This is a genomic window from Streptomyces sp. NPDC055099 (assembly GCF_053607685.1).
The window spans coordinates 236,388-248,348 of record NZ_JBSGUA010000003.1 but is presented as its reverse complement, the minus strand read 5'-3'; the positions used below and the strand labels follow the sequence as shown (position 1 = coordinate 248,348).

Below are 11,961 nucleotides of genomic sequence, written 5' to 3'. Positions count from 1 at the left end.
ATCCGGCCCCGCAGTTCCCGTCGGAACGGGACATACGGGGCCGGACGATTGGCCGGAAGTCGACCGGTGCGATTACCGGACGTCACCGGTGGACTGCTGCTTGCCGAGCCGGCTGTGCGTGCGCCCGTACACGAAGTACACGACGAAGCCGAGCGCCATCCAGATGCCGAACCGCAGCCAGGTCTCGGCGGGCAGGTTCAGCATCAGCCACACCGAGGCCGCCACCGAGAGGATGGGCACCAGCGGCACCAGCGGGGTACGGAAGGCGCGGGGCAGGTCGGGGCGGGTGCGGCGCAGGATGATGACGCTCAGGGCGACCACGACGAAGGCGAAGAGGGTGCCGATGTTCACCAGCTCGGCGAGTTCGTCGAGGCTGGTGAAGCCCGCGAGGATCGCGATGAGGACGCCGAGCAGGATGGTCGGGCGGTGCGGCGTGCGGTACTTCGGGTGGACGTGGGAGAAGAACCGGGGCAGCAGTCCGTCGCGGCTCATCGCGAAGAAGACGCGGGTCTGGCCGAGCAGCAGGATCATGCAGACGGTGGTGAGGCCGACGGCGGCGCCGAAGCTGATCACACCGCCGTAGAAGGGGTGCCCGGTGGCCTTGAAGGCATCGGCCAGCGGGGCGTCCACGGAGAGTTCGCTGTAGTGCTGCATGCCCGTGACGACGATCGACACGGCGACGTACAGGATCGTGCAGATGAAGAGCGACCCGAGGATGCCGCGCGGCATGTCCCGCTGGGGCAGCTTGGTCTCCTCGGCCGCGGTCGCCACGATGTCGAAGCCGATGAAGGCGAAGAAGACGATGGAGGCCGCCGTGAAGATGCCGAGGACGCCGAAGTTGGTGGGCTCGTAGCCGAACATCAGCTGGATGAGCGGGGAATCGATGCTGTTGCCCGCGGTCACCGCCTCCGCCTTGGGGATGAAGGGCTTGTAGTTGTCGGTGTCGATGAAGAAGGCGCCCGCGATGATCACGATGAGGACGACGGCCACCTTGATGGCGACGATCACCGTGGTGACGCGCGCGGACAGCTTCATGCCGAGGACGAGGACGACCGTGAGGACCAGCACCAGCGCGGTGGCGAGGATGTCGAAGCTGAAGCCCTCGGCCGCATCGGGTCCGGAGAGCGCCGCGGGCAGCTCCCAGCCCGCGTTGTCCATCAGCGAGCGCACATAACCGGACCAGCCGACGGCGACCACCGCCGTGCCGAGCGCGAATTCGAGCACAAGGTCCCAGCCGATGGTCCAGGCGGGCAGCTCACCGAGCGAGGCGTACGAGAAGGTGTACGCCGATCCGGCCACCGGCACGGTGGAGGCGAACTCCGCGTAGCAGAGCGCCGCGAGGGCGCAGACGACACCGGCGACGGCGAAGGCGATCGCGGTGGCGGGCCCCGCGGTCTCCTTGGCCACCGCCCCGGTCAGCACGAAGATGCCGGTGCCGATGACGACGCCGACACCGAAGACCGTGAGGTCGAGGGCGGACAGCGACTTCTTGAGCGCGTGCTCCGGCTCCTCGGTGTCCTGGATGGACTGCTCGATGCTCTTCGTTCTGAAAAGGCTGCTTGCCACGGACGTACCTCCACGCTTGTCGTCCTCGACATGATCGAGAGGGCGAGTACCCCGTAGGCCGTGGCGCGAGCCTATTCACGCGAATGGGCCGGTTCCACCACCCGTACAGGGTGTCGGAACCGGCCCATCGGCGGTGCTCGTTGACGTCAGTCGCGCGCGGGCTCCCCGGCTTCGACGGAGTCCACGGCGGCCGTGCGCTCGAACCGGCCGTCCAGCTTGGCGACCAGACCGGTGACCTGGCGGGAGATGTCCGGGGCGGTGAGCCCGATCTCGGCCATGACCTCCTTGCGCGAGGCGTGGTCCAGGAAGCGCGGCGGGATGCCGAAGTCACGCAGCGGTACGTCGACGCCGGCGTCGCGCAGGGCCTGGGAGACGGCCGAGCCGACGCCGCCGGCGCGGGAGTTGTCCTCGACGGTGACGACCACGCGGTGCTGCTCGGCGAGCGGGGCGAGCGCCTCGTCGACGGGCTTGACCCAGCGGGGGTCGACGACCGTCGTCGTGATGCCCTGCTTGTTCAGGAGGTCGGCGATCTCCAGGCACATCGGCGCGAGCGCGCCCACGGAGACGAGCAGCACGTCGGGCCGGTTGGTGCCCGCCTTGCGCAGGACGTCCATGCCGCCGACCTTGCCGACGGCCTTGACCGCCGGGCCGACCGCGCCCTTGGAGTAGCGCACGACGGTCGGGGCGTCGTGGACCTCGACGGCCTCGCGCAGCTGCAGGCGGACCTGGTCGGCGTCGCGCGGGGCGGCGATGCGCAGGGTCGGCACGCACTGCAGGATCGACATGTCCCACATGCCGTTGTGCGAGGCGCCGTCCGTGCCCGTGACGCCCGCCCGGTCCAGGACGAAGGTGACGCCGCACTTGTGCAGGGCCACGTCCATCAGGAGCTGGTCGAAGGCGCGGTTGAGGAACGTCGCGTACACCGCGAAGACGGGGTGCAGGCCGCCGGTGGCCAGGCCCGCGGCGCTGACCGCGGCGTGCTGCTCGGCGATGCCGACGTCGTAGACCCGGTCGGGGAACGCCTTGGCGAACTTCTGCAGGCCGACCGGCTGGAGCATGGCGGCCGTGATGGCGACGATGTCCTCGCGCTCGTGGCCGAGCTTGACCATCTCCTCGCCGAAGACGGACGTCCAGTCCATGCCGCCCGCCGCGATGGGCAGACCGGTGTCGGGGTGGATGGGGCCGATGCCGTGGAAGTGGTCGGCCTCGTCCTCCTCGGCGGGTTTGTAGCCGCGGCCCTTCTCGGTGATGCAGTGCACGATGACCGGGCCGCCGAAGCGCTTGGCGCGCACCAGGGCGGACTCCAGGGCCTCGATGTCGTGGCCGTCGATCGGGCCGACGTACTTCAGGCCGAGGTCCTCGAACATGCCCTGCGGGGCGATGAAGTCCTTCAGGCCCTTCTTCGCGCCGTGCAGCGTCTCGTACAGGGGCCTGCCGACGACCGGGGTGCGCTCCAGGAGGTCCTTGCCGCGGGCCAGGAAGCGTTCGTAGCCGTCGGTGGTGCGCAGGGTCGCCAGGTGGTTCGCGAGGCCGCCGATGGTCGGGGCGTACGAACGCTCGTTGTCGTTGACGACGATCACCAGGGGGCGGTCCTTGGCGGCGGCGATGTTGTTCAGCGCCTCCCAGGCCATGCCGCCGGTGAGCGCGCCGTCACCGATGACGGCGACGACGTGGTCGTCCTTGCCCCGCACCTCGTTGGCCTTGGCGAGGCCGTCGGCCCAGCCGAGGACCGTCGAGGCGTGCGAGTTCTCGATCACGTCGTGGTCGGACTCGGCGCGCGAGGGGTAGCCGGAGATGCCGCCCTTGGTGCGCAGCTTGGCGAAGTCCTGGCGGCCGGTGAGCAGCTTGTGCACGTAGCTCTGGTGGCCGGTGTCGAAGAGCACCTTGTCCTGCGGTGAGTCGAAGACCCGGTGCATGGCGATCGTGAGCTCGACCACGCCGAGGTTGGGGCCGAGGTGGCCGCCGGTCTTGGACACTGCGTCGACGAGGAAGGCGCGGATCTCGCCGGCCAGCTGGTTCAGCTCCTCCGGGCTGAGCCGGTCCAGATCGCGCGGTCCCCTGATGCGGGTCAGCAGCGGCACCCGTGCCTCCTTGCAGTAGAGCTGTTCAAGCGTTGACCGGATTGTTGCCGGGCCTGTTGAGTCTAATGTTCCGCCGTCGCGGACGGCGTCCGGGCCGTGAGTTCCGCATCACGCGATCGGCGGTGTTTGGACCCCGCACAGAGAGCTGCCCGGCACCGCTCCTTTGCGGTGCCGGGCAGCTCTGCTCTGGGTTCTGGCAGGTCAGGCGCGGCCTGCCGTCTTCTGGGTCTTGCGCGTCACGGAGTCGATCACGACCGTGGCGAGCAGTACGCCACCGGTGATCATGTACTGGACCGGCGTCGCGATGCCTTCGAGCGCCAGGCCGTACTGGATCGAGGTGATGACCATGACACCCAGGAGGGCGTTCCAGGTGCGGCCGCGGCCGCCGAAGAGGCTGGTGCCACCGATGACGGCCGCCGCGATGGCGTTCATCAGGAGGTCACCGGTGCCGGCGCCCTGGTTGGCCGCGGCGATCTTGGAGGCCATGAAGAGGCCGCCCGCCGCCGCGAACGTACCGGCGATCGCGTAGACCGACGTACGGATCAGGGTGACGTTGATGCCCGCGCGGCGGGACGCCTCGACGCTGCCGCCGAGGGCGAAGACCTTGCGGCCGTAGCCGGTGCGGCGCAGCACGAAGTCGGTGCCGACCAGGACCACCAGGAAGAGCACCAGGGCGAGGGGCAGGCCCTTGTACTGGTTGAACATGATCGCGGCGGCGAAGGCCACCACGGCCAGGACCACGGTACGGACGATGATCTCGCTCAGCGGCCTGGACGGGACACCGGCCGCCTCGCGGCGGCGGCTGTCCAGGAAGGAGGAGAGGAAGAAGGCCACGACCGCGACGATCGCGAGGCCGTAGGCCGCGGCGACGTCCGTGAAGTAGTACGAGGTCAGCTTGGCGATCAGGCCTTCGGAGTCCAGGTTGATGGTGCCGTTGTCACCCAGGATCTGGAGCATGAAGCCCTGCCAGAACAGCAGGCCGGCCAGGGTGACGGCGAACGCCGGGGCGCCGATGCGCGCGAAGAAGAAGCCGTGGATGGTGCCGATCACGGTGCCGGAGAGGATGGCGACGATCAGCGCGATCCACTCGGGCGCGCCGTGCGTGACGGCGAGCACGGCGGCGACCGCGCCCGCGACACCGCTGACCGAGCCGACCGACAGGTCGATCTCGCCGAGCAGCAGCACGAAGACGATGCCGACGGCGATCATGCCGGTGCCGACCATGGCCACGGAGATGTTGCTGAGGTTCTCCGCGGTCATGAAGCGCGAGTTCATCGAGGCGAAGATCGCCCAGATGATGACGAGGCCCGCGACGACCGGGATGGAGCCCAGGTCACCGGCGCGCATCTTGCGCTTGAACTCGGTGATGTAGCCCGCGAAGCCCTGCTCGCGGACGAGGAGGCGCGGGTCCACCGCGGTGACGGCGTCGGCAGCGGCCGCCGGGGCGTCGACGGGTGCGTCGTCCGGCGTGGAGGTCTTGTCGATGCTGCTCACTTCTGGGCCTCCCCATTGCGCGCCGCGCGACGGGTCACGGCATTGTCCGTGGCGCCCGTGATGGCGGAGATGATCTCTTCCTGCGAGGTGGACTTCACGTCGAAGACGCCGTTGTTCCGGCCGAGCCGGAGCACCGCCACCTTGTCCGCGACGGCCTTGACGTCCGCCATGTTGTGGCTGATGAGAATGACCGCGTGGCCACGCTCGCGCAGCCGCTCCACCAGGTCGAGGACCTGGGCGGTCTGCTCCACGCCGAGTGCGGCGGTGGGCTCGTCGAGGATGACGAGCTTGGGCTCGCCGAGCATCGAGCGGGCGATCGCCACCGTCTGGCGCTGACCGCCGGAGAGCGAGGCGATCGGGATGCGGACGCTGGGTATGCGGATCGACAGCGTGGTGAGGAGCTCGCGGGCGCGGCGCTCCATCTCGACCTCGTTGAGCACGCCGCGCCTGCGCAGCTCACGACCGAGGTAGAGGTTGCCGACGACGTCGATGTTGTCGCACAGCGCGAGGTCCTGGTAGACGGTCGCGATGCCCAGGTTCTGGGCGTCGTGCGGCTTGTTGATCGATACGGCCTTGCTCTCCCACTCGATGACGCCGTCATCGATGGGATGCACGCCGGCGATCGTTTTGACCAGCGTGGACTTTCCTGCGCCGTTGTCGCCGACCAGGGCGACCACCTCACCGGCGTGGACCTCAAGCTCGACGTCGGTGAGCGCCTGGACGGCACCGAATCGCTTGGAGACCCCGCGCAACGCCAACACGGGCGTAGCGGACACGTGAACCATCTCCTTCGCCGCCTGACCGGCGGGAGGTTGAACAGAAGAGAACGAGAAGAACGAGAAGAACGAGAAGAGCGAGAAGAACGCGAGAACGGAATGACCGAAAAGGCCGGTGCGCGACTGGAGCGCGTTTCTGTCCGGCGCCCCGCCTAGAGCTGCGGGGCTGTTGGAACGAGGCGCCGGACAGGGCCTCAATGGCGGTGAAGTCCCGGGAGGAAGCGGGGACTTACCTCAAAGCGGACTTACTTCAGACCGATCTTGCCGCAGTCGGCCTTGTACTTGGCCGTGCAGATCTCGTCGACGGTGTAGATGCCGTCCTTGATGACGGTCTCCTTGATGTTCTTGTCGGTCAGCGAGACGACCGGCACGAGCACGGTGGGAACGTCCTTGGCGGTGGGGCTGTCGACGGTCGTCTTGGCGATCGAGTCGAGCTTCTCGCCCTTGCCGAGTGCGACGGCCATCTCCGCGGCGACCTTGGCCTCCGCCGGGTAGGACTTGTAGACGCTCATGAACTGCTCGCCCGCGACGATGCGCTGCACACCGGCGAGTTCGGCGTCCTGACCGGTGACCGGCGGGAGCTTGCTGATGCCGGCGGCCTTGAGGGCGGTGATGATGCCGCCCGCCATGCCGTCGTTCGCGGAGTAGACGCCGTCGATCTTGCCCTTGCCGAGGGCCGAGATCGCGCCCTCCATGTTGGCGTTGGCGTTCTCCGGCTTCCACTCCTTGGTGTCGTACGACTTGCCGACCTTGACCTTGCCCTTGAGCACCGACTCGGCGCCCTTCTTGAAGAGCTTGGCGTTCGGGTCGGTGATCGCGCCGTTCATCATCACGATCTGGCCGCCCTTGGCCTTGTCCCCGAGGGCCTCGAGGAGGGCCTTGCCCTGGACGCGGCCGACCTCTTCGTTGTCGAAGGAGGTGTACGCGTCGATGGGGCCTTCGGCGAGGCGGTCGTACGCCACGACCGGGATGCCCGCGTCCTTGGCCTTCTTGACCGAACCGGCGATGGCCTTGGAGTCCACCGCGTCGACGATCAGCACGTCCACCTTGTTGGTGATCATGGTGTCGGCCTGCTGGTTCTGTACGGTCGCGTCCTGCTTGGCGTTGGCGTAGGTGACCTTGGCCTTGCCGTCGGTCAGCTCCTTGATGTGCTTCTCGATCAGCGGCTTGTCGAACTTCTCGTAACGCGCGGTCTGGTTCTCCGGCAGGAGCAGACCTATGTTCAGCGCGTCGCCCTTCTTCGAGCCGGAGCCCGCTTCATCCTTGTCACCGCCGGACTCCTTGGCGCTGCCACAGGCAGCAAGGGTGACGGCCATGGTGGTGGCGGCAACGGCAACGGCGGCACGACGCATACGCGTGTTCATTCGGGAACCTCCCTGACGTGGCCGCGTCGTTGCGGCCGAGGTGGCTCGAAGTCAACTCGGCCGCCACACCAGCGTCAAGGAGTAAATCCTTAACGAGATGACAACGGTGCCATGCGTTATCTAAGTGAAGGCAGGTGCGGTGGCGGGCAGAGAGCCGTCCAAAAGGGTCGAATCGCCCATCTCGCTGAGTGCGAGAGCCAGCGCCCCGAGCACCTCCGCGCGGCCGCCCAGGGCCCCAGGAAGGACGGAGAGCTGCCGGGCGGCGCTGGGGATCGCGTAGCGCCCCACGGACTCCCTGATGGGCCCCAGGACCAGCTCACCGGCCTCCGCGAGGTCGCCGCCGAGGACGACCCTGCTCGGGTTCAGGAGGTTGCAGAGGTTCGCCACACCGCTGCCGATGTGACGTCCGACGTCGGCGATCACCCGACGGCAGCCGGGATCGCCCTCGCGCGCCAGGGCCACCACGCGCTCCATGGTCAGCTCGGTGCCGTGGCTGGACTGGAGCAGCGGCAGCACATAGCGGGCCGCCGCGAAGGTCTCCAGGCAGCCGCGGTTGCCGCAGCGGCAGACCGGACCCGACTCGTCCAGGGTGATGTGCCCGATCTCGCCGGCGGTTCCGCCGGGACCCCGGTAGATCCGCCCGCTGATCACCAGACCGGCGCCGACGCCGCTCGCGACCTTGATGTACGCCAGGTCCTTGACCCCGCGGCCGCTGCCCCAGACCAGCTCGCCGAGCGCGCCGAGGTTGGCGTCGTTGTCGACGTGCACCGGGACGCCGAGGCGGTCCTTGAGCTCCTCCGCGGGCTTGGTGCCGGTCCAGCCCGGCAGGATCGACGTCGAGCCGAGCGTCCCGGACTCCACGTCGATGGGCCCCGGCACGCCGAGGCCGATGCCCGCGATCTTCGCGCGGTCCACACCGGTCACCCCGATCAGCCTGCTGACCAGCTGTTCGGCGCGGTCGAAGCCCTGTGCGGCCGACGCGTCCACGTCCAGCGGCTCGGACTCCTCGGCGAGCACCTGGTGGGCGAGGTTCCCCACCGCCACGCGCAGGTGCGTATGACCGAAGTCCACGCCGATGACGATGCCCGCGTCGCCGCTGAGCGAGACGCTGCGGGCCCTGCGGCCGCCTGCCGAGGTGGGCGTGACCTCGACCGTTCCGCCGTCCTTGAGCTCCCGGACGATGTTGGAGACCGTGGCCGCGGACAGTCCCGTCGTCCTGGCGATCTCCGCCTGAGTGAGCGATCCGGCGAGCCGTACGGCACGTACGACCCGCTCGAGATTGGCCCGGTGCAGCGACGACTGCGACCCCGGAGTCTCCATTGACTCAGCCACCCTTTTCCGTATGACGTAACAGCGACCTCGCTGCCCGTACAAGTTGTGAACTCCAAGCTCTGCTGAACGGGTTGGCGCAGTCAAGTCCTTGACCCAAATCGGCACTCTTGAACAGCCGGACAGGCCGGGTCCAAGTGGCGAGGATGCACCCCAAACCACCCAGACCCGGCCTGAGAGGGCCGATCCGTTACTTGACCGAGCCCGCGGTGAGACCCGAGACGACGTGCCGTTCGATGAAGGCGAACAGCACGATGACCGGCACGATCGCCACCACGGAGGCCGCGAAGAGGTAGTTCCACTCCACGGTGTAGGCGCCGATGAAGTTGTTGATGCCGACGGTCAGCGGCTGCTTGTCGGGCTCGGTGGTGAGCGTGAGGCCCATCACGAACTCGTTCCACGAGGTGATGAAGGTGAAGATCACCGCGGTCACCACGCCCGGCAGCGCGAGCGGCAGCGTCACCTTCACCATGGCGCCGAAGCGGCTGGTGCCGTCCACCATGGCCGCCTCCTCCAGCTCCTTGGGGATGGAGCCGATGTAGGCCGTCAGGATCCACACCGCGAACGCGAGGTTGAACGCCGCGTTCGTGATGATCAGCGTCCAGACCGAGTTGAGCATGTCCAGCTGGTGGAACTCGCGGTAGAGACCGACCAGGAGGGCGGTGGGCTGGAACATCTGGGTGACCAGGACCAGGAGCAGGAAGGCCTTGCGCCCGCGGTAGCGCATGCGCGCCGTGTAGTACGCGGCGGGCAGCGAGACCAGGAGCACCAGGAGCGTCGCCCCGCCCGCCACGAGGAGGGTCACCTGCAGGTTCTGGCCGAGCTCCGACTCCTTCCAGACCTCGATGAAGTTCGACCACTCCAGGTTCTGCGGCAGATACGTCCGGTCCCGCAGCTCCTCCTTGGGCCGGAGCGCGGTGATCACCATCTCCAGGTACGGGGCCAGGAAGATCGCCGCGAGCGCCCAGGCGACCACGGTGATGACCAGGGTGCGCGGCCGGAACGTGCGCTTGGCCTTGGGCCGGGGCGCGGGACTCTTCGGGGACCCCGCGCGGGTCTGGGTCGCGGTGGCCATCAGTCCTCCTCGTTCCATCGGCTGACCTTCAGGAAGATCAGCACGAGCACGACGACCATCGCGAAGTTGACCACGGACATGGCGGCGGATTCACCGATGTCGGTCTCCTTCAGCTTGTACATGAACACCATGGTCGTGGAGGTGTCATAGCCGGGACCGCCCTGCGTCATGGCCCAGATGATCGGGAAGGAGTTGAAGACGTTGATGAGGTTGATGACCACGCCGACCAGGAACGCGGGCCGCAGCATCGGCAGCGTGATGTGCCGGTACGTCTGCCAGGGGCTCGCCCCGTCGATCCGCGAGGCTTCGTAGACCTCGTGCGGGATGGTCTGCAGACCGGCGAGCAGCGTGTACGTGGTGAAGGGCAGCGACACGAAGATCGCGACGGCCATCATCCAGGGCCAGGCCGTCTCCGGTTCGCCCAGCCAGTCCTTCGACTTGTCGATGAGGCCGAGGTCCAGCATCAGCGTGTTGAGCACGCCCGCCGTCTGGTTGAGCATCCACTTGAAGCCGATGGCGGTCATCAGGACGGATGCCGCCCAGGGCGCGATGAGCGCCCAGCGGGTGACGGTGCGGCCGGGGAACTTCTGGTTGAAGAGCTGGGCGAGGGCCAGCGAGAGCAGCATCGTCACGCTCACGACGACGACGGTCCAGATGACCGTCCAGAGCAGGACCGCCCCGAAGTCGCTCTCCTCGAAGAGCTTCTTGTACTTGTCGGTCCCCGCGCTGCCGCGCACGATGCCGGCGATGGAGATGTTGAGGAACGAGGTGCGGATCAGCTCGACGACCGGCCAGATGACCACGGCGAGGATCAGCAGGATGACGGGCGCTATCCAGGGCAGCGGGCCGAGCCGGGCGATGCCGCTGCGACGGCTCACCGGCCTGGGTGCGCGCCCGCTCCGTCCCCGGCCGGCGTCGGCCGGGGGCGGAGGGGCCTTCAGTGACACGACGACTCCTTGTGTACGGAGCGAACGGGAGCTGGCTGCCTGCTACTTGGCCTCGGCCGCCGCCGCTTCCGCCTTCTTCTGCAGGTCACCGAGGACCGCCTTGGGGTCATCGCTCGCGGCCTTGCCGCCGGTCTTCTTCATCTCGGCAGAGATGACGTCCCACGCGGTGTCGCCGAGGGGGTAGAACTTGGCGTTCGGCAGGACCTCGAAGAACGGCTCCAGGTCCTTGTGCTTGCCGTTGGTCTGCATCTCCTTGAGCGCGTCCTGGGTGACGGGCATCAGGTTGTACATCTCGTCGAACTCCAGCATCTTCTTGGAGTACGTGAAGTCCAGGAACTTCTTGACGCCTTCCTTCTCGGCGCCGCCGTCCTTGAACGCCATCATCCAGTCGGCCACGCCGAGGGTGGACTCCAGCGGGCCGTCCTTGCCGGGGATCGGCGCGACGCCGTAGTCGACCTTGCCCGCCTTGGCCATCTGGATCAGGCTCGGGTGGCCGTTGAGCATGCCGACCTTGCCGGCCGCGAAGTCGGCGAAGGCCGTCTTGCGGTCGGTGGAGGCGGGGTTGGAGTACGTGAGGCCGGGCTTGACGAGGTTCTTCTGCAGCCATTCGAAGGTCTCGACGTTCTGCGCGCTGTCGAGCGTGTACTTGCCGCTCGCGTCGGTGTAGCCGCCGCCGTTGCCGAGCTCCCACATCATCGTCTCGCCCTGGGTCTCCTCGGGGCCGAGCGGCAGGGCGTACGGGGTGTCGGCGGCCTTGGAGGACTTGATCTTCTTGGCGGCCGCGGCGACCTCGTCCCAGGTCTTGGGCGGCGTCTTGACGCCCGCCTTCTTCAGGACGGCCTTGTTGTAGAACATGACGCGGCTGGAGGAGACCCACGGGATGCCGTACTGCGTGCCCTTGACCTCGCCGGCCTTGGCGAAGGTGGGTATGAGGTTCTCCTGCGTCTTGGGCGAGAGGACCTCGTCGGCCTTGTAGAGCAGGTCGTCCGCGACCTTGTCGGCGTAGCCGCCGGTCTGCAGCAGGTCGGGCTGGTCGCCCGCCTGGATCATGTTCTTGACCTGCTTGTCGATCTCGTTCCAGTTGATGACCTGGACGTCGACCTTGTAGCCCTTGTTCTCCGCCTCGAAGTCCTTCTTCACGCCGTCCCAGTACTTCTTGGAGGCGTTGGAGGCCTTGTCGCCGTAGTCGGCGGCGACGAGCTTGATGGTCTTGCCGTCGCCGCTGTCGCTGTCACCGCCGCACGCGGTAAGTCCCATGGCCATCGCGAGCGTTGCCGCACCGGTGGCGATCAATCGATTCCTCATGCTGTTCAACCCTTCGACATCGGT

Annotated in this window: 9 protein-coding genes; all 9 read right to left on the bottom strand. The window is 67.7% G+C overall.

What is annotated here, in order from left to right; translation table 11 throughout:
• Positions 1-72: 72 nt before the first annotated feature.
• The 9 genes from ACWFRU_RS09035 to ACWFRU_RS08995 all read right to left on the bottom strand — a co-directional run bounded on the left by ACWFRU_RS09035 (position 73) and on the right by ACWFRU_RS08995 (position 11,937).
• Positions 73-1,566 carry an amino acid permease gene (locus tag ACWFRU_RS09035; protein WP_453685453.1) on the bottom strand — a complete coding sequence of 498 codons (1,494 nt, stop codon included), beginning with the start codon at positions 1,564-1,566 and terminating at the stop codon, positions 73-75.
• A gap of 146 nt (positions 1,567-1,712) precedes the next feature.
• Positions 1,713-3,647, bottom strand: a complete 1,935-nt coding sequence (gene dxs, locus ACWFRU_RS09030; RefSeq protein ID WP_453685452.1) for a 1-deoxy-D-xylulose-5-phosphate synthase — start codon at positions 3,645-3,647, stop codon at positions 1,713-1,715.
• A gap of 201 nt (positions 3,648-3,848) precedes the next feature.
• A complete protein-coding gene (locus tag ACWFRU_RS09025; RefSeq protein ID WP_453685451.1) occupies positions 3,849-5,141 on the bottom strand; it encodes a sugar ABC transporter permease in 1,293 nt (430 codons plus the stop codon).
• Positions 5,138-5,926 carry an ATP-binding cassette domain-containing protein gene (locus ACWFRU_RS09020; protein WP_363209857.1) on the bottom strand — a complete coding sequence of 263 codons (789 nt, stop codon included), beginning with the start codon at positions 5,924-5,926 and terminating at the stop codon, positions 5,138-5,140. The genes ACWFRU_RS09025 and ACWFRU_RS09020 overlap by 4 nt, the downstream gene beginning before the upstream one ends.
• Positions 5,927-6,162: 236 nt before the next feature.
• Positions 6,163-7,281 carry a sugar ABC transporter substrate-binding protein gene (locus ACWFRU_RS09015; protein WP_453685450.1) on the bottom strand — a complete coding sequence of 373 codons (1,119 nt, stop codon included), beginning with the start codon at positions 7,279-7,281 and terminating at the stop codon, positions 6,163-6,165.
• 120 nt (positions 7,282-7,401) lie between these two features.
• Complete coding sequence (locus ACWFRU_RS09010; RefSeq protein ID WP_363209859.1) at positions 7,402-8,601, bottom strand: ROK family transcriptional regulator; 1,200 nt, start codon at positions 8,599-8,601, stop codon at positions 7,402-7,404.
• Positions 8,602-8,800: 199 nt separating this feature from the next.
• Positions 8,801-9,685, bottom strand: a complete 885-nt coding sequence (locus ACWFRU_RS09005; RefSeq protein ID WP_453685449.1) for a carbohydrate ABC transporter permease — start codon at positions 9,683-9,685, stop codon at positions 8,801-8,803.
• A complete protein-coding gene (locus ACWFRU_RS09000; protein ID WP_453685448.1) occupies positions 9,685-10,632 on the bottom strand; it encodes a carbohydrate ABC transporter permease in 948 nt (315 codons plus the stop codon). Before ACWFRU_RS09000 ends, ACWFRU_RS09005 begins: the two co-directional genes overlap by 1 nt.
• 42 nt (positions 10,633-10,674) lie before the next feature.
• On the bottom strand, positions 10,675-11,937 hold the full coding sequence (locus tag ACWFRU_RS08995; protein ID WP_453685447.1) for an ABC transporter substrate-binding protein: 1,263 nt from the start codon (positions 11,935-11,937) through the stop codon (positions 10,675-10,677).
• Positions 11,938-11,961: the final 24 nt, after the last annotated feature.

Bases quoted from the DNA above. Each gene is read 5' to 3' on its own strand.
- ACWFRU_RS09020 (WP_363209857.1), bottom strand. From the start codon at position 5,926: ATGGTTCACGTGTCCGCTACGCCCGTGTTGGCGTTGCGCGGGGTCTCC.
- ACWFRU_RS09015 (WP_453685450.1), bottom strand. From the start codon at position 7,281: ATGAACACGCGTATGCGTCGTGCCGCCGTTGCCGTTGCCGCCACCACC.
- ACWFRU_RS09010 (WP_363209859.1), bottom strand. From the start codon at position 8,601: ATGGAGACTCCGGGGTCGCAGTCGTCGCTGCACCGGGCCAATCTCGAG.
- ACWFRU_RS09005 (WP_453685449.1), bottom strand. From the start codon at position 9,685: ATGGCCACCGCGACCCAGACCCGCGCGGGGTCCCCGAAGAGTCCCGCG.
- ACWFRU_RS08995 (WP_453685447.1), bottom strand. From the start codon at position 11,937: ATGAGGAATCGATTGATCGCCACCGGTGCGGCAACGCTCGCGATGGCC.